The 17,985-nt window shown below is 68.4% G+C and carries 16 protein-coding genes and 1 riboswitch; of the genes, 7 read left to right on the forward strand and 9 right to left on the reverse strand.

The features are described from left to right. Positions 1–431: 431 nt before the first annotated feature. From hpt to ON40_RS30720, 4 genes are read right to left on the reverse strand one after another with little or no spacing between them, the layout of a single operon-like run. Positions 432–989, reverse strand: coding sequence for a hypoxanthine phosphoribosyltransferase (gene hpt, locus ON40_RS30705; RefSeq protein ID WP_040828351.1), 558 nt, complete (start codon positions 987–989; stop codon positions 432–434). Between the two features lie 50 nt (positions 990–1,039). Further along, positions 1,040–2,014 carry a tRNA lysidine(34) synthetase TilS gene (gene tilS / locus ON40_RS30710; protein WP_040828511.1) on the reverse strand — a complete coding sequence of 325 codons (975 nt, stop codon included), beginning with the start codon at positions 2,012–2,014 and terminating at the stop codon, positions 1,040–1,042. An 8-nt stretch (positions 2,015–2,022) separates the two neighbouring features. Continuing rightward, positions 2,023–3,123 carry an Rv3626c family coenzyme F420 biosynthesis-associated protein gene (locus ON40_RS30715; RefSeq protein ID WP_083896040.1) on the reverse strand — a complete coding sequence of 367 codons (1,101 nt, stop codon included), beginning with the start codon at positions 3,121–3,123 and terminating at the stop codon, positions 2,023–2,025. 15 nt (positions 3,124–3,138) lie between these two features. Further along, entirely contained in the window at positions 3,139–4,623 is a 1,485-nt protein-coding gene (locus tag ON40_RS30720; protein ID WP_040828353.1) for a D-alanyl-D-alanine carboxypeptidase/D-alanyl-D-alanine-endopeptidase, read from the reverse strand. A 202-nt stretch (positions 4,624–4,825) separates the two neighbouring features. Between ON40_RS30720 and ppa the strand changes: the two genes are divergently transcribed. Further along, the gene (gene ppa, locus ON40_RS30725) at positions 4,826–5,317 is read left to right on the forward strand and encodes an inorganic diphosphatase (protein WP_040828355.1); all 492 of its coding nucleotides are present in this window, start codon (positions 4,826–4,828) and stop codon (positions 5,315–5,317) included. A gap of 355 nt (positions 5,318–5,672) precedes the next feature. Here the strand turns inward: ppa and ON40_RS30730 are convergent, their stop codons facing one another. After that, positions 5,673–8,621 carry an AfsR/SARP family transcriptional regulator gene (locus ON40_RS30730; protein WP_040828356.1) on the reverse strand — a complete coding sequence of 983 codons (2,949 nt, stop codon included), beginning with the start codon at positions 8,619–8,621 and terminating at the stop codon, positions 5,673–5,675. A 30-nt stretch (positions 8,622–8,651) separates the two neighbouring features. Then, positions 8,652–9,473, reverse strand: a complete 822-nt coding sequence (locus ON40_RS30735; protein WP_040828357.1) for a crotonase/enoyl-CoA hydratase family protein — start codon at positions 9,471–9,473, stop codon at positions 8,652–8,654. Positions 9,474–9,649: 176 nt separating this feature from the next. Here ON40_RS30735 and ON40_RS30740 point away from each other — a divergent pair, with 176 nt between their 5' ends. From ON40_RS30740 to ON40_RS30750, 3 genes are all read left to right on the forward strand, one after another. Then, entirely contained in the window at positions 9,650–9,982 is a 333-nt protein-coding gene (locus tag ON40_RS30740; protein ID WP_245568061.1) for a 2-oxo-4-hydroxy-4-carboxy-5-ureidoimidazoline decarboxylase, read from the forward strand. A 40-nt stretch (positions 9,983–10,022) separates the two neighbouring features. Further along, the gene (locus ON40_RS30745; protein ID WP_040828359.1) at positions 10,023–10,496 is read left to right on the forward strand and encodes a YbaK/EbsC family protein; all 474 of its coding nucleotides are present in this window, start codon (positions 10,023–10,025) and stop codon (positions 10,494–10,496) included. 128 nt (positions 10,497–10,624) lie between these two features. Next, positions 10,625–11,176 (forward strand): flavin reductase family protein, encoded by a 552-nt coding sequence (locus tag ON40_RS30750; RefSeq protein WP_040828514.1) that lies wholly within the window; start codon positions 10,625–10,627, stop codon positions 11,174–11,176. A gap of 39 nt (positions 11,177–11,215) precedes the next feature. Here ON40_RS30750 and ON40_RS30755 read toward each other — a convergent pair whose 3' ends face one another. Continuing rightward, entirely contained in the window at positions 11,216–11,863 is a 648-nt protein-coding gene (locus tag ON40_RS30755) for a LysE family translocator (protein ID WP_040828516.1), read from the reverse strand. A 90-nt stretch (positions 11,864–11,953) separates the two neighbouring features. Next, positions 11,954–12,067, forward strand: a riboswitch (SAM riboswitch). Between the two features lie 45 nt (positions 12,068–12,112). Here ON40_RS30755 and ON40_RS30760 point away from each other — a divergent pair. Further along, entirely contained in the window at positions 12,113–13,426 is a 1,314-nt protein-coding gene (locus ON40_RS30760) for an aminotransferase class V-fold PLP-dependent enzyme (protein WP_040828360.1), read from the forward strand. Positions 13,427–13,683: 257 nt separating this feature from the next. Here ON40_RS30760 and ON40_RS30765 read toward each other — a convergent pair whose 3' ends face one another. Further along, complete coding sequence (locus ON40_RS30765; protein WP_051193750.1) at positions 13,684–14,127, reverse strand: DUF2752 domain-containing protein; 444 nt, start codon at positions 14,125–14,127, stop codon at positions 13,684–13,686. A 281-nt stretch (positions 14,128–14,408) separates the two neighbouring features. Continuing rightward, the gene (locus tag ON40_RS30770; RefSeq protein ID WP_051193751.1) at positions 14,409–15,056 is read right to left on the reverse strand and encodes a TetR/AcrR family transcriptional regulator; all 648 of its coding nucleotides are present in this window, start codon (positions 15,054–15,056) and stop codon (positions 14,409–14,411) included. A 172-nt stretch (positions 15,057–15,228) separates the two neighbouring features. On the opposite strand from ON40_RS30770, the gene ON40_RS30775 reads away from it, so the two are divergent. Both ON40_RS30775 and ON40_RS30780 read left to right on the forward strand, forming a co-directional pair. Continuing rightward, positions 15,229–16,017, forward strand: a complete 789-nt coding sequence (locus tag ON40_RS30775; RefSeq protein WP_040828361.1) for an SDR family oxidoreductase — start codon at positions 15,229–15,231, stop codon at positions 16,015–16,017. A gap of 9 nt (positions 16,018–16,026) precedes the next feature. After that, positions 16,027–17,091, forward strand: a complete 1,065-nt coding sequence (locus tag ON40_RS30780) for an NAD(P)H-dependent amine dehydrogenase family protein (protein ID WP_040828362.1) — start codon at positions 16,027–16,029, stop codon at positions 17,089–17,091. Positions 17,092–17,985 lie beyond the last annotated feature (894 nt).

Consider the following 17,985-nt stretch of genomic DNA (forward strand, 5'->3'; position numbering starts at 1 on the left):
CCCGCCGCACCCCCGAAACGTCACACCCGGCCCCACACGGTCCGCAGACGGAAGGCCGCAGGAGCGCCCGCCACAAGTCACGCCTCGAACTACGAGACACCTCGCCGCAGCCTCACCAACAGCGATCCGCACAATTCCGGCGCGCCATCAGTTCGAATCAATCACCAGCACAACCGAACAGAACGTACGGTGCGCTCCCCCTCAGCCCAGCACGGAGCGAGCCTTCGAGCGATGTTCGCGGCCGGCTCGCCGATGAGCACTCGAAGCGCATGGACGAAGCCCGCGTCTCGAGTGCTGAACAGCGAGCCTTCGGGCCGCGAGCACGCCGCAGCGATGCCGAGGCCGAACACACAGCGCATGAGCGAAGCCCGAGCCCTGAGCGCTGAACAGCTTCGGGGCCGCGACCGCGCCGCACCGAGGCGGAGGCCGAACTACACCGGGCTGTAGACCTTCGGGGCGAGCGTGCCGATGTAGGGCAGGTCGCGGTAGCGCTCGGCGTAGTCGAGGCCGTAGCCGACGACGAATTCGTTGGGGATGTCGAAGCCGACGTTGGCGACCTCGACGTGGGTGCGCAACGCGTCGGGTTTGCGCAGGAGGGTGACGACCTCGAGGGAGGCCGGGTTGCGGCTGGACAGGTTGCGTTTGAGCCAGGACAGGGTCAGACCGGAGTCGATGATGTCCTCGACGATGAGCACATTGCGGCCCGCGATGTCCTTGTCCAGGTCCTTGAGGATCCGCACCACACCCGAGGAGGAGGTGGACGAACCGTAGGAGGACACGGCCATGAATTCCATCTGGGTGGGAATCTGCAGTGCCTGTGCCAGGTCGGTCATGAAGAAGATCGCACCTTTGAGCACCCCGACCAGGAGGAGATCGCCTTCCGGCGCGTCTGCGGGATACCTCTTGGCGATCAGTTCGGCGAGTTCGTCGACCTTCGCCTTGATCTGCTCCTCGGTGATCAATACCGACGCGATGTCGTCCCCATACACGTGCGCGGGTCTCCTTCGATGATGATCCTGGATGACCCCGGTCACCCGGATCAATATGGTGTAAACGCCATCGTCAGCTTCCCATGTTCGCGTCTGGCAACCAACCTCGTCCCCGGTTTCGCCCCACCGACCGCCACCCCGCCCTGACCGCGCCAGTTCGTGACCAGCGCGTCGACCGCACGTAAATGCTTCTCCGTCAACGCTTTTGCACCACCGGACAGTAGCCAGGTGCGAATGACACGTCGCCGGATCGCCGCCGGGGCAGTGGCGATTGTCTCCACGGAGAGTGTGTCGCCATCAGTCGCGGAGATCAGCAACTCCTCAGCAATCGCATCCAGCGCGGCGCCGTCCGCGCGCAGCTGGGCGGCCGTGCGAGCCAGCGCGGGCGCGACCGAACCGCCGAGCACCTCCTCCAGCAGCGGCAGCACCTCGGTCCGCAACCGGACCCGGGTGAACGCGGGCGAACTGTTGTGCGGATCCTCGTGCGGCGTCAGCCCGAGGTCGGCGCACAACTGCCGGGTCTGCGCGCGACGCACCTCCAGCAGCGGGCGGCCCCACGGCTCGGCGAATTCGGCCATGCCCTGGATGGATCGTCCGCCGGATCCGCGAGCCAGGCCCAACAGCACCGTCTCGGCCTGATCGTCCAGGGTGTGCCCGAGCAGTACCGGCAACCCCGCCCGCGCACCGTCCAGCGCCTCGTACCGCGCGCGCCGGGCGGCGGCCTCGAGCCCGCCCTCGCCCCGCACCCGAACCGTGAGCACCCGGGCCGAGCGCACCCCCAATTCCAGGGCCGCGCGAGCGGCCTCCGCGGCGACCGCCGCCGAACCCTCCTGCAGACCGTGATCGACGATCAACGCGTCCACCACCGCGGCCTCGGCCACCGTCGCCGCGGTCAGCGCCAGCGAATCCGCACCGCCGGACAAGCCGACCGCGACCACCCCGGCCGGAGCATGTCGAGCAAGCCACCCGCGCACCGCGCGACGCAGCGCCAATGCCGCCGAAGTCTCCGGAAACCCTTGCGGCAGCAAGATATTCAGCCCAGTACCCGATCGATCCAGCGCTGCGGCACCGCGATCTCGTCGGTGCGCGGCAACGTCTCGCCGTCGGTCCACACGGTGTTGAACCGCGTCATGCCGACCTTACCGACCACCTCGTCCACGAACGCCTTACCGCGCACGTACTGAGCGACCTTCGCGTCCACGCCGAGCAGTGCGCGCATCAGCCGCTGCACCGGATTCGCCGGACGACGCCGCCGCTGATCGAAGGCACGGCGAATCTGTTCCACCGTCGGCACCACCGCGGGCCCGACCGCGTCCATCACATGATCCGCATGCCCCTCGAGCAACGTGCCCAGCATCAGCAGCCGATCCAGCGCCTCGCGCTGCGGCGGGGCCTGGGTGGCGCGCAGCAGGCCCAGCACACCCCGATCGGCCGGATCGTCGGAATCGGGCCGCGAACGCCGCTCACGCACCTCTTCCAGCAACCGGGAGAGCATCTCGTTGACCGGCTCGTCGCCGACGTTGCCGAGCACCTCGACGTTGTGCTTCATGTAGTCGGCCAGCCACGGCGCGGAGGAGAACTGCACCCGATGGGTCACCTCGTGCAGGCACACCCACAGCCGGAAATCGCGCGGCACCACGCCCAGCGCTCGCTCGACCATCACGATGTTCGGCGCGACCAGCAGCAATGTGCCGTCCGCACCACTGAACGGGTCGTACTGACCGAGGATCGCGGTGGACAGGAACGCCAGCATCGCGCCCGCCTGCATTCCGGCCGGTTTCCCGCTGAACCGGCCCGACTCCCCCTCGCCGGTGAGCGAGGCCATCGACTCCGCCGCCGCGTGAATCCAGCCGGGACGGTCCACGATGCGAGCCGCGGGCACCGCGCGATCGTCGAGAAGTTCACTCACCTCGCGCACCGGCCCCTCCGCCCGCGCGGAGGATTCGGCGAGTTCGGCGACGACCTGTTCGGCCGAATAGCGCGACGTGCGGGGCCCGGCCGGAACCACCGCCGCACCGGCTCGCGCGGCCAGGCGCCAGTCGACCGCACCGGCCAGCGCCGAATGTTTCGACGTGGCCGAAGGTTCGGATGTATCGGGGGCTTGCCCGACGATGCCGTCACCGGGTCCGGTCATAGCTCACTCCGCCCGTCAGGAGCAACCGCAGTTGCGCAACGTGGCGACGACCGCGTCCAGCGCCGGCCGACTCGCCTCCGGCGGCCGGTCGTTCGACATCAGTGCGAATGTCAGCACCCGGCCGTCGTTGTCCAGGACATACCCTGCCAACGCACTCGAAACCGACAGAGTTCCGGTCTTGGCCCGCACCCAGCCCGCGGCCATGTGGTCCTTGGGCGTGGTGAAGCGGTAGGCCAGCGAGCCGGTGCCCGCGCCGACCGGGAGATAGTCCAGCAGCGGGGCCAGCGGATCGTCGGCTGTGCCCGCGGCGCCGCCGACCGAGGCGCTCTGCGTGCCGGTGGTCTGCGTGCTGCCGGCCTTGGCGGCGGCCGGGGCTCCGGCCGCCTCGGTGAGGATCTTGTTCAACAGCCGGGCCGGGACGCGATCGTCGGTCGACAGGCCGCTGTTGTCGTGCAGCACCACGCCGGTGGTGTCGAATCCGGCGGCGTTCAACGCGGTCAGGGTGGCCTGCGCCGCGCCCGCGAAGGACGGCTGAGCACCCGCGGCCACCGCGATCTCGCGACCGATCGTCTCGGCCAGGACGTCGTCGGAGTGGGTCATCATCTGGGTCAGCCGATCGTGCAGCGGGGCCGACTGCACCTGCGCGACCGTGGCCGCCGCGGCCGGGGCGCTGCCCGTGCGGACCGCGGCCGGATCCATCCCCAGCGACAGCGCCAGCCGACGTCCGGCGTCCAGCGCCGGGGTCGGGGTGCGCGGGGAGTATTCGACCAGCGGATTCACCCGGCCGCCGTCGAGCATGACCGATTCGATCGGCGCCCAGGAACCGCCCGCGATATCGGCCGGATCCCAGCCGGGCGCCTGCGTCGGACCGGTGTACGCGGAGTTGTCCACCAGGATGCTGCTGAAGGTGCGGCCGGTCGCGCGAATCTGCGTGACCAGATCCGAGAGCTTGGGTCCGTCCGAGTAGTAGCCCTTGCCGTCGGCCTGCGCGGTCAGCGTCGGATCACCGCCGCCCACCAGAACCAGTGTGTTCGAGCCGGGGGTGGCGACGACCTTGGTGGTCACCCGGTGATCGGAGGGCAGCACCAGCAGCGCGGCGGCGCTGGTGAGGATCTTGGCGGTCGAGGCCGGGATGATCGGCTTGTCGGTGTCCTTGCTCCACAACACGTTTCCGCTCGCCGCATCGGTCACCGATCCGCTGAACGAGCCCAGATCCGGATTGCTCACCACCGCGCCGAGCGCGGTGCTCAACCCCAGTTTCGACGGCGCGGGCGCGGTCGCCGACGCGGCGGCCAGTTGCGGGGACGGCGCCTGCGGCGAGGGTGCGGCCTCGATCTTCAGCCCGCCGTGCCGGAACTCCTCGGTCCACGGCCGCACGGTGATCACCACCGCGGTCGCCACGGCCACCACCACGACCGCCGCCGCACTCACCCAGATCCAGATGTTGCGCCGCCGCCGAGCGGCCAGACCACCGATGTTCTTGCTACTTCGACCTGCCACCTGACCGTAGTCTCCCTAATAACACGTGCGAGTCCGCCGTATCGCGCAGACTTTGCGTCCCTGCCGCACCAGTGCGCCCACCGACCACACTATCCTCACCTCGCCGGCGTTCCGCCGACCAAGCTGGCGAGTCGGAGCCCCACCCGGGGCCGCGATGCGAGTCGCGGCCAGTCGAATACGAGCAGCAGACGAAGGAGATGACGTGGAGTTCGACGTCACCATCGAGATCCCCAAGGGTCAGCGCAACAAGTACGAGGTCGACCACGAAACCGGCCGGGTTCGGCTGGATCGGTACCTGTACACCCCGATGGTCTACCCGGCCGATTACGGCTACGTCGAGAACAGCCTGGGCTCGGACGGCGATCCGCTGGATTGCCTGGTGCTGCTGCCCGAATCGGTGTTCCCGGGCGTGCTGGTCGAGTCCCGTCCGGTCGGCGTGCTGCTGATGAGCGACGAGGCCGGCGGCGACGAGAAGGTCGTCGCGGTTCCGGCGGGCGACAAGCGCTGGGACCACATCCAGGACGTCGCGGACATCCCGGAGTTCGACCGCAAGGCCATCGAGCACTTCTTCGAGCACTACAAGGACCTCGAGCCCGGCAAGTGGGTCAAGGTCGACGGCTGGGGCGACCGGGCCAAGGCCGAGACGCTGGTCGAGGAGGCGTTCGCGCGTCTGAAGGAGCAGGGCGGGCACTGAGCCCGAATCTGAACCGCTCCAGCGGTTTGCGGCGCGGCTCGCCGTTGGGACGCGTGGCGGGTGCGAGGTACGAGTACCCGACACGGAGCCCAACGGTGAGCCTTGGAGCGCCGCAAACCTGCCGGAGCGGAGCGGAGGCCGAGGATTCAGCCGTCACCGCCGACCCCCCGTGCGACGATGTCGGCCTCGATACACGGCCGCAACGGAATTCATGGGCTCTCGACCGAATTCCGCTGCTTGGAACGCTAACCTGTGGCTCGCGGCCGCCGCATCTCGCGGCGCACAGGATATCCACAGGTCAGCGCGCCGATGAGCCGGAAATGATCGAAAAATGATGTGACAACCGTTCGTCCGGCTATCGTGCGGCCTCTGCGGCGCCCGCCAGACGTGCGTGCAGAATCGCCACCACGGGAGCCTCGAGTTCGGCATCCACGCGCTCGTGGACCAGATGGGTGTCCTCGAGTTCGGACACGATCTCCGCGGTGGCGCGCAACACCCGCTGTTCGTCCTGGGTGCGGCCCAGTGCGCCCAGGACCGTCGCGTGCAGCAGCATGATCCGCGCGCGATGCAGCGGTCCGGCCGCGCGGGTGACGGTGTCCACCGCCTCGGCCGCGATCGACTCGGCCCGGTCCAGCGCACCCACCAGCAGACACACCTGAGCCTGCCGGGCCAGTGCGAAACCGACGCGCAGCTGCGATCCGCTGCGGTGCGCCGATTCCACTGCCCGCGTGCATAATTCGGCACCGCGCTCGAAATCGCCGAGGAAGGCCAGCGCCGCGCCCTGTTCGTGCAGGGCCATGCCCGCCAGGGCGAGATTGCCGATCTGTTCGGCCAATTCCCATCCGGCCCTTGCCCGTTCGGCGGATTCGAGGTAGCGGCCGGCATCGGACAACGTCTTTGCGGCATGCACCAGCGCGGCGCATTCGATGGCCGGATCGCCGACCCGGCGCGCGATCCGCATCGCGCGCTCGACATGGGCGAGCGAGGCCGCGGATTCGTGTCCCTGCCGGGTCGATCCGGCCAGGAGTTGAGCGGCGAAGGCGGTCAGCCGGGCGTCGCCGGGATCGTCGCTGCCCAGCGACAGGGCGATGCGCTGGTGGTCGCGGCCGATCCGCATCCGGGCCAGCGAATAGGTGAGCACCGAGCCCAGCGCCACCCGCACCCGGCATTCCAGCCCGCGATCCCCGGCCCGCAACGCGGCTTCGAGCAGTTCTTCCAGGGCGCGGGAGAGTTCCTGCGCGTTCGGGCCGCCGTCGATCAATTCCGCCATGGCCCAGGCCAGATCGGCACACAACGCCAGTTCCGCGGAGACGCCGGACGAGTCGCGGGCGACACTGCGCCGCGCGATCTGACCGAACAGCCGGACCAGATTCGGCCGTTCGGCGTTGAGCCACCCCTGCGCACCGACACCGTCACTGAACGAAAGTCCCTGCACCCGAGTACGACTGAGATGCTCCGGCAGTCTGGTTCCCGGATTCGACACGGCGACAACGTTTTTCATGGTCGCTAGATAGAATTCCAGCAGCCTGCGCAAGGCGGCGGGCTCATCGGCCGGATCCATCAGTTCCCTGGCGAACAGCCGCAGCAGATCGTGATAGGTGTAGCGACCGGGTGCGGGCGCATCGAGCAGGCTCAGATCGACCAGTGTCTCGCACAGCAGTTCGGCCTCGTCGCGGCTCATATCCAGCACCGCGGCCGCACCGGGCAGTGACAGATCCTCCACCTCGGGCACCGACAACATCCGCACGGCCTCGGCCTGCGCCGGTTCGAGCTGGTCGTAGTCGACCCGGAACACCGCGCCGACGGCCAGATCGCCGGTTCGCAGCACCGCCAGCCGTTGCTGTTCGTCCGCGAGCCGCTCGGCGATCGAGGCGATACTCCAGCGCGGCCGGGTGGCCAGCCGCGCGCCGATGATCCGCACCGCCAGCGGCAGCCGCCCGCACGAGCGCACCACCGCCTCGGCGGAATCCGGTTCCGCGGCAACACGTTCGGCCCCGACGACGCCGCCGAGCAGAGCCAGCGCCTCGGCCTCGCTCATCTCGTCCAGGCGCACACTCGACGCACCGGCCAGTTCCGGCATCGCCGCGCGGCTGGTGATCAGTACCGCCGACCCCGCGGTACCCGGGATCAGCGGGATCACCTGATCGGCGTCGCGGGCGTTGTCCAGCAGCACCAGCACTCGCCGCCCGTCCAGCAGACTGCGGAACTGCGCGGCGCGCTGGTCCGGCGTCGCGGCGATCTTGCCCTCGGGCACGCCCAGTGCGCGCAGGAAATCGCCCAGGATGTCCCCGGGCTGCGCCGCGCCGTGCAGATCGGTGTGCAGCTGACCGTCCGGGAAGTGCTCGCGCACCCGATGCGCGACGTGCACCGCGAGGGTGCTCTTGCCGACCCCGCCCATCCCCGCGATCGCGCAGACGGCCACCGCACCCGTCGCATCGGTGAGCCGTTCGGTCAGCCGTCGCACCTGATCCTCGCGACCGGTGAAATCGGCGATATCGGCCGGTAACTGCGCAACCCGCGACACCGGTTCGGCCACCGCGACGGGCGAGCGAACCGGTGCGAGATCCGCGCGCAGGATCCGCTCATGCAGATCGGTCAGCAGCGGGCCCGGTTCGATGCCCAGCGAATCGATCAGGGTGCGGCGGGTGTCGGCGAACACCTCGAGCGCCTCGGCCTGCCTGCCCGCGTGATACAGCGCGGTCATCAGCAGTTCCCGAATCTTCTCTCGCAGTGGATGTTCCGACGACAACGGGTGTAGCTCGCCGATCGCCGCGGCGAAGCGGCCCAGCCGCAGATCGGTTTCCAGCCGACGCTCGAGCAGGCTCAGCCGACGTTCGGACAACTGGGCGCGCAGCCGTTCGGCGAACGGGCCGGGAATTCCGGCCAGCGGCGGACCCGCCCACAGCGCGAGGGCGGCCTGCAGGCGTTCGCGCGCCTGCTCGGCGTCGGCGGCGCGTTCGGCCTCGGCGGCGTATCGGTCGGCCAGTTCGGTGTCCACCGCCCCGGGCGGCAACCGCAAGGCATAGCCACCGTCGAAACCGACCAGCACCGTCGGCGGACTCCCCGCCGCTCGCTCGGGCTCGAGCACCTTGCGCAGATGCAGCACATGGTTGCGCAGTGCGCCGACGGCACTGGCCGTGGCCTGCTCACCCCAGACGTCGGTGACCAGATCCCGCACCGTCGCCGAGCGCCCGCACCGCAGCAGCAGCGCGGCCAGTACGGCCCGGCGCTGCTTGGGGCCCAGGTCCAGTGGATGATCGCCGCGCCACGCGCGGACCTCACCCAGGACGGCGAAGGTGAGCATGTTCTCCTCGCGGCGGCCTCGCCCGGCCGCCTATCGGCCCTTGAACTCGGGCGAGCGTTTCTCGAACACCGCCTGCATGGCCTCGGTGAGATCCTCCGAGGGCAGGAAGGCCGAATTCCACGCCGAGACGTACCGCAGCCCGTCGGCCACCCGGCCGGCGCGCGGCTGATCGAGCACATCCTTGATGCCCTGCACGACCAGCGGGGGATTGACGGCGATCTCCCGCGCCAGCGCGTGCGCCGCCTCGAGGACCGCTTCCTGATCCGGATGGACGTCGTTGAGCAGGCCGATCTTCTCCGCGCGGGCAGCGTCGATGTCCTTGCCGGTCAGCGCGAGCTCACGCAGATGCCCGTCGCCGATGATGCCGGGCAGCCGGTGCAGCGAGCCGACGTCCGCGACGATGGCGACCTTCGCCTCGCGCAGGCTGAATTTCGCCTCGGCGCTGGCCAGCCGGATGTCGGCCGCGGCGATCAGATCCAGGCCGCCGCCGATGCACCAGCCGCTGATCGCCGCGATGACGGGCTTGCGGCAATCGGCGACCGCCGTGATCGCGGCCTGCATGCGGCGAACCTCGTTCAGGAAGTCGGTGCGCGGTGCGGCCAGGGCGCGATCGGCCAGCAGCGGACCGAAGGTCGGGGCCATCGCGGGCAGGTCCAGGCCGTAGGAGAAATGCTTGCCCGCGCCGGTCACCACCACCGCGCGCACATCGGGGTCGGTGTCGAGTTCGGCGAAGATCTGCGGCAACTCGCGCCAGAAGTCCGGGCCCATCGCATTGCCCTTGCCGGGGCCGGTCAACGTCACCGTGGCCACGTTGTCCGCGCGCTCGACGGTGAAAGCCTTCCAATCGGTCATCCGCCCAGCGTAGCGGCCCTGTGGACGGCCCCGGCGAGGTGTGTAAAACCTGCGCTAAATATGGTGGGGCACAGTGTCTCCCCCGACTCGCCTCGGTGAAGTATGGGGTGGATCACAACCCGACGACCGCCTCCGGCTTCGTTCCGGCGAACCCCGGGGGCCTGTAGACCGAACAGGTGAGGCCCCGCACAGTGATGCACACCGGCATCGGTTTGGACCGATTCAACGAACTCTCCCGTGCGCGAGCGGTGCACGCGCTCTTCGAATGTTGCTCGAATGTCACCTGGGCGGAGAAGCTCGTCGAGCTACGCCCGTTCGCCGATCACGCGGCACTGTTCACCGCGGCCGAGGCCGGACTGTCCGCACTCTCGGCGGCGGATCTGGAGCGGGCCTTCGAACCGCTTGCGCCCGAGCCGTTCTCCGAGCGGACCCTGGCGGAGCTGTGCCGGATGACCCACGAGCGAATCGACCGCATGCTCGGGCCCGCAGCGGGATTCCCCGAATACTGAACGCCCGGCGGCGAGCCGATTTCGGTTCTACTCTGGTGCCATGTCCAGGTCGTTGCCCACCGTCGCTTCCCGGGTATCGGACACGCTCATCGCTCGTGGCCATCACGGCGTCATCGTCACCCAGGCCCAACCCGCCCACACCGCCGCCGAGGCCGCGCAGGCACTCGGCGTCGACGTGGGCGCCATCACCAAATCGCTGCTGTTCCTGCTCGACGACGAACCGGTGCTGCTGCTGGTCTCCGGTGCGCATCAGGTCGATCTGGCGCGCACCGGCGAGCGATTACAGGGTGCGCTCAGCCCGGCGCCCGCGCGGATGGTGCGAAAATTCACAGGCCAGCCGATCGGCGGGGTCGCACCCGTCGGACATCCGGCGAATCTGTCCACATATGTGGACAACGCACTGTCCCGACATCGCGAATTGTGGGCGGCGGGCGGGCACCCCAATACGGTGTTCCGCACATCGTTCAGCGAGTTGGTGCGCATCACCGCGGGCCTGGCGATCGACGTGGACTGACCCGTCGAGTGGGACGTACCGGACCACTCGGCGTGCTTCCCGACGTAGGTTGGATCTGTGTACGAGCTAGTGAGAATCACCTGTGCCGATGGCGAGGTGGCGCGATGAGCAACTCCCGGCAGTCCGAGATGTCCGAGGTGGAGCAGGCGGAATCGGCCGCGTCGACGCAGCGTCCGGACGAGGCCGGCGGGATCACCGCGGCGCAGTTCCGCGGCGCGATGCGGCACTATCCGGCCGGAGTGACCATTGTCACACTCAACAACGGCGAGCGTCCGGTGGGCTTCACCGCGACCTCGTTCGCCTCGCTGTCCGCCGAACCGCCGCTGATCTCGTTCAACATCGCCGAGACCTCATCGAGTATCGAGGCCATGCTCGCCGCCGAATCGGTGGTCGTACATTTCCTGGGCGATCATCAGCTACATCTGGCCCAACGGTTCTCCCGCGCCGCCGAGGAGCGGTTCGCCGACGATTCGCTGTGGACGTCGCTGGACAGTGGCGAGCCGGTATTGCACGACACCCCGATCTGGGTGCGCGCCACCGTCCATCAGCTCATTCCGATCGGCGATCACACGTTGGTCATCGGGCTGGTCACCCGGGTGCACGACACCACCGACGACGAACCGATCGCCGCGCCGCTGCTGTACTACAACGGCTCGTATCACCGCCCGCGCGGACTGTAGTGAGATCCGCTGCGAGACAGCACTTTCGACAGACAACGCCTACGTGGCGGAGGCGATGGTCCCGATCCCCAACGCGGCGAGCACCCCGGCGCTGATCTGTTCCAGGCGATCTCGCACGCGAGGACGCTTCAGGAGCCGCACCGCACCCGCCGCGGCGACCGCGAGCACCACCATTTCCGTTGCGGCGATACATGATTCGATCGCGCCGAGGGTCAACGTCCCGCCGAACGTGACATGGTTCAGGAACTGCGGGAACACCGCGAGGTAGAACAGGCCGACCTTCGGATTCGACAGACACGACAGCACCCCGGCGACGGCCGCGGATCGCGTCGATGCCGCACGGCCCGACACCGTCGCGCGGGCCGGGTCCGGGTGCTGTGTCCCGGCCGTGTTCGCACGGGCCCGGCGATGGTCGCGCAGAGTGCGAATTCCCAAGTACACCAAGTAGATTCCGCCCGCGATCTTCAGCACACGATACGCGGTCGCCGACTGCTCCAGCAGCGCGGCGACCCCGGCCGCGACCACCACCGCCCACGCGATCCCGCCGAGCGCGGAACCCACCGCGGCCGCCACGGCGGGCCGTCGCCCGGCGATCGCGTAGCGCAGCACCAGGAACGTATCGGGCCCCGGCGTGAGAGCCAGCAGAACGCACAGTCCGACGAAGCCCAGCAGCAGCGAAACAGTCACCGGACCACGCAAGCGCAGTGCGGCGCCGAGCGCAAGTGAAATTCGAGCGGAGGTTGACAAGACCCGACGACCTCTGCCAATCTCGGGTCAGGTCATGAGTGCCAGCGTCAAGCCCCGGCTAGCTGGTCGGCAACCCTCCTCCGCGGTGGGGTGCTCCGGGTGACGACCGGGCCGTAGCCCGACCGGGTGCGGCAAGCGCGGGCTCCCGTTCACCTCTCCTCGGGATCCCTGTCCCGAAGGGATTGTGTGATGACTGCCGTACTCGATCAGACCTGTGCCCCGATCGCTCGCGTATCCGGATGCGATCTGCGAGTTCCGTTGGTGCAGGGCGGAACTCGGACGTACGCCAATTTCGACTATGCGGCCAGCGCCCCCGCTCTGGCGCAGGTGTGCGACCGGGTGAACGAGTTGTTGCCCTACTACGCCAGCGTGCACCGCGGCGCGGGGTACGCCTCGCGTATCTCCACCGACTGCTACGAGAACGCCCGGACGTCGGTCTCCCGCTTCCTGAACTGCGCCGATGATCAGGTGGTCGTCTTCACCCGCAACACCACCGATTCGCTGAACCTGTTGGCCGCCTGCGTCCCCGGGGACACCGTCGTACTCGATATCGAACATCACGCCAACTTCCTGCCCTGGACCCGGCACGGCCGCCGGGTGGTCACCGCCGCCACGACGATCGACGAGACGATCCGCCGCCTGGTCGCCGAGCTGTGCACCAAACCCGCTGCGCTGCTTGCGATCACCGGGGCATCGAATGTGACCGGCGAGATGCTGCCGCTGCGTCGGCTGGCGCAGATCGCGCACCAGTGCGGTGCGCGAATCCTGGTGGATGCCGCGCAATTGGCACCGCATCGTCGAATCGACCTGCGCGACATCGGAATCGACTACCTCGCCCTGTCCGGCCACAAGCTCTACGCGCCGTTCGGCGCGGGTGTGCTCGTCGGCCGCCGGGACTGGCTGGACGCGGCCGAACCGTATCTGGCCGGTGGCGGCGCAGTCCGCCGGGTCAGCACGACCGATGCCGAGTGGGCCCCCGCACCGCAACGTCACGAGGCCGGCTCCCCGAACGTCCTGGGCGCGGCCGCGGTGGCCGCCGCCTGCGACACCCTCGGATCGATCGATGCGCAGGCCGCCGCCGAACACGAGCGCGCCCTCACCGAACAACTGCGCGACGGACTGAAAGCCATTGCGGGAGTGAACTTCCTGCGCATCTGGTCGGACAGCGCCGACAGCGTGGGCATCCTCGCGTTCACCCTCGACGGATTCGCCCCCGGCCGGATCGCGGCCTACCTGTCCGCCGAACACGGCATCGGCGTCCGCGACGGCCGATTCTGCGCCCATCCCCTGCTGGACCGCCTCGGCGTCGACGGCGCGATCCGCGTGAGCATCGGCCTGGGCACCCGCGCCGCGGATGTGGACCGGCTGATCGAGGCTGTGGCCGCCCTCACCACCGATGGTCCGGCCTGGGATTACACCTGCACCGACGGCCAGTGGAATCCCACCCCCGAAACCCGTCCCGGCCTGTCCGGAACCGCGGGCGCCGCACCCTGCGCATTCTGATTCGCCGATCGAGTGTGCTCGAGGCACGAGATAGCGGGCGGCGAGCACCTCCAGTAACGGGTCGTCCTCGGTGACCGCGTCGAGCGCCTCGAGATCCGCCTCGACCGCGATCTGCCGAGGATCGTCGTGCTCACTGTCGGGCACGCCGTCTTCGTCCAGTTGACGCAGGAGTTTGTCCCGGATGCGCGCCTTCAGAGAATCAGCCATGCCCACCAGCATGCCGAATGCTCAGCAAACTCACCACGCCCATGCCACGACTACACCGGCGCCAGCCAGCTACCCCAGGGCGTATTACGCACGACGGTGAATACCGTGAGCAAGGCCAGAATTGCGCACAGGGCCGTGCGGCTCATCGCCCACCGCCGACCCGGCACCCCGCGCCAACGCCGCACGACCCACTCACCCCACCACAGCGAGAATCCCACGATCAGCGGCAACAGAAAAACATTGCTGTGCACGGCGTCCAGCACATGCCCCTCGGTCAGATCATGCATCCCCCGCAACCCCCCGCACCCCGGACACCACCACCCGGTCAACGCATAGAACGGGCAGATCCCGTACGACCCCTCCACATGTGGATCGTAGAAGTGCACGACCGCGGCGGCGGCCAGCGCCACACCCCCGATCATCGCCGGAGTCCCCAACCCCCGCCACCGGGACCGAGCCGCGATCGGCAGCGTGTGCGCGTTATCCACAGTCATCCACGGTAATCGCCCCGTATCCACATCCGCCAGGTCACCGCGGCTCGGCGAAACGCGTCATCGACCGGATCGGCCACCGCCGCCCCGCGTCCGCCTCGGCGTACTCAGCGATCGGAAGTACCGAATTCAGCACTCCCGCAACGACATCCGCATGTCACCCCCGCTGGGCGAAGCGCAGGGTATTGCCGAAGGGGTCCGTCACGGCGAATCCGGGACCGCCCGGCCCGTCCTCCGACGGGCCGGGGCGGGCGTATCCGTAGTCCTTGGCAGCGAGTTCGGCACTAATGCCGCCGACCCTGATGTGCGGCGATCCGTCGGCTGACCGGTGCGGTGAGCACGCCTGCCAGAATGTCGACGAGTTCGGCCCAGGCGGTGGTGTCATCGACGGCGACGCGGCCGTCCTGGACGGCGCGTTCGTGGTCGGCCAGCAGGGAGAACAGCACCGTGGGTAGCGCGCGTAGTCGGCGCATGCGCAGGGGCGCGGGTAGTTCCGGCAGGTCACGGTCGAGGCGGTGCATGATCACCCGGACCGAGGTGCGGCGCGTGCCGTGCAGATTGGCCTCGTCGGTCACCGCGGGATGAGTGCGGATCTGTTCGAGAAACCTCGCATAGTAACCGATTCCGTGCTTCGAACCCAATTCGAACATGGGCACCACCAGCGCCTCGAGCAGTTCGTGCACCCCGTCCGGATCATCGGCGGCGGCGAGTTCGGCGAGCAGTTCCAGGCGGCGCACCTCGAGGGTGGCCATCCGCTGTTCGACGACGGCCTCGATGAGCCCGTCCCGGGAGCCGAAGTGGTACTGCACCGCGGAGTTGTTCCGCTGTCCGGCCGCCGCCGCGATATCGCGCAGCGGCACCAGTTGTCCACGCTCGGCGATCAGCCGCTCCGCCGCGCGAAGAATCCGCTCGCGCGCTGTTATCTCTGCCACAGGCAGAGAATAATCACTCACCAGGACGAACGGAACAATCCCTTGACAATTAAGCACTAGTTCTTAAGACTTTGTGACCGGTACCACATCATTTGCGTCGAACCATAGATCCGACGCGACAGCCCCTACACACCGGATACGCCGTACGGCGATCCACGAGGAGGACAACTCGATGATCCTGGACACCTTCCGTCTCGACGGCCGCGTCGCCGTCGTCACCGGCGCCGGGCGCGGCATCGGCGCCGCGACCGCCCTCGCCCTGGCCGAGGCCGGCGCCGACGTCGCGATCGCCGCCCGCACGGCCAGCCAGTTGGACGATGTGGCAGGCAAGATTCGTAGCCTGGGCCGCAAGGCGATCACTGTCCCGTGCGATCTGTCCGATCTCACCGCGGTCACCGCCCTGGCCGAGACCGCCGCCGCGGAACTGGGCCGGATCGACATCGTGGTCAACAACGTCGGCGGCACCATGCCGAACACCTTCATGACCACCACGACGGAATTCCTCGAGGAGGCGTTCCGCTTCAACGTCAGCACCGCACACGCGCTCACCCAGGCCGCGGTCCCGCACATGCTGCGCGGCGACGGCGGTTCGGTGGTCAACATCAGCTCGATGATGGGCCGCTCCCCGGGCCGCGGCTTCCTCGCCTACGGAACCGCGAAAGCCGCACTGGCACACTGGACTCGGCTGGCCGCGACGGATCTGTCACCGCGCATCCGGGTCAACGCCATCGCGGTCGGTTCGGTGCTCACCTCCGCACTGGAGGTCGTCGCCCAACAGCCGGAGGTCAAGAAGACCATGGAGGACGCGACCCCGCTGGGCCGGTTGGGCGAGCCGTGGGAGATCGCCGCGGCGATCGTCTATCTGAGTTCTCGCGCAGGCGGTTACATCACCGGCAAGGTGCTCGAGGTCGACGGCGGTATCGAGGCCCCGAATCTCGCACTGGGCCTTCCGGATCTGTGAGGAGTGGCAATGACCTGTCGCGTAGTGCAGTGGAGCACGGGCAATGTCGGGCACTGGGCGTTGCGGTCCATCATCGCCCGGCCCGAACTGGAACTGGTCGGGGTCTGGGTGTCGAGCGAGGCAAAGGCCGGTAAGGATGCCGCCGAACTCGCCGGACTCGACACCCCGACCGGCATCGCGGCCACCACCGACGCCGAGGCGCTGCTCGCGCTGAAACCCGACTGCATCGTGCACACCGCCATGGCCGACGACCGGCTGATGGAGGCGGTCGAGGATCTGAAGACCTTCCTGCGGGCCGGGATCAACGTCGTGTCGAGCAGTCCGGTGTTCCTGCAATTCCCCTACGGCACACTGCCTCCCGAGGTGATCGACCCGATCGTGCAGGCCGCCGAGGAAGGCGGGGCGTCGCTGTGGGTCAACGGGATCGATCCGGGTTGGGCCAACGACTGGCTGCCACTGCTGCTGACCAGCGGCAGCGAACGCATCGACCGCGTCGTGTGCTCGGAACTCATGGACTACTCCACCTACGACAATCCGAAGGTGCTGTTCGAGATCATGGGTTTCGGCAGCGCTCTGGAGGATCTGCCGCTGCTGTTGCAGCCCGGGGTGCTCACCCTGGCCTGGGGCAGTGTGGTGCGGCAGCTCGCCGCCGCACTGGATGTCGAATTGGACGAGGTGACACAGGATTTCGAGCGGATCGGCGCGCCCGCACCGATCGAGGTGGCCGGGCGCACCGTCGCCGCCGGGACCGCCGCGGCCCTGCGCTTCCGGGTCAGCGGAATCCGTTCGGGACGTGAGGTCTTCGTCCTGGAACACATCACCCGGCTGCATCCGGATCTGGCGCCGGAGTGGCCGCAGCCCGCCGGAAAGGGTTGTTACCGAGTCGAAGTCGAGGGCGAACCCGACTACCGACTGGATCTGCAGCTCTACAGCGACGGCGATCACGCCCGCGCCGGACTGGTCGGTACGGCCGCTCGACTCGTCAGCGCCGTCCCCGCGGTCGTACAGGCCCGTCCGGGTCTGCTCACCGCCATCGATCTCCCGCTGACCACCGGTCGCGGGTTGGTCTCCTAGCCCGCTCGAACGGGCCCGGACCCGGTCGCCGGTGGTTGTCAGCGGCTCATTGCGTTCACCCACCGGCGCCGGCGTATCCGAGACAGTGCGCGGCGAACCCGAATCATCGTTCCCCGTGCACCATCAGATATTCGGAGCCATCGGCCTTGTGTATGGGGCTTTACAGCCCGATGTGAGCGGCGGCACATTCGAAGCCCGCCGGCGATCCCTTCGCGCGTAGGTCTCCCCCTCCTCGAAATCACCGCCTCGAGTCATCGATCAGCTATCGATGCAGTCGGTATAGACCAAATGCCCAGCTAGGGCCGTATGACGCCGGGAGTTCTCGCCGCCGAGGGCGATTCGCGACGCCGCCGAGGCGCGTTCGGATACCTGCCGACGCAACACCGAGTTCATATCTGCGTAACCCCACAACCGGCATCCGGCGATTCGCAGCCATTGCACAGACATCCCTCGATGTAGGCCACATCACACGAACTGTCGCCGCAGCCGGTCGTACCACCTGCCGGAACGACCCACCTCACCGCGTGAGTTACGCTCGCCCGCCGACAAATCGGACGATTCGACCAGGTTTATTGGGCGGCAATGCTTTTCGGCTCTCACCACAGCATCCGCCCGGGTACCGCACCGAGATGCCCTGCATTCCCGCTGAATTGCGGTACCGTTTACCAGGAGTCCATGTACGGATTCGGCCCGGTCAGGAGTACGCATCGTGGATGAGGGAGCAGGGGGCGACCCCACCGAGTTACCGAGTTCGACGTATGCGCGGCGGTGTGCAATCGCCGCAGCGCATCGGAGCGAGTTTGCTGTGGCATCGCCCGCCGGGCTGCACTCAGCACGATGTTCGGCGCCTTTCGGCCGCTGAGATCACGTGGCGCGCACGAGGTCTGCTGAGCG

This window comes from Nocardia jiangxiensis NBRC 101359, from assembly GCF_000308615.1.
Lineage (GTDB): Bacteria > Actinomycetota > Actinomycetes > Mycobacteriales > Mycobacteriaceae > Nocardia > Nocardia jiangxiensis.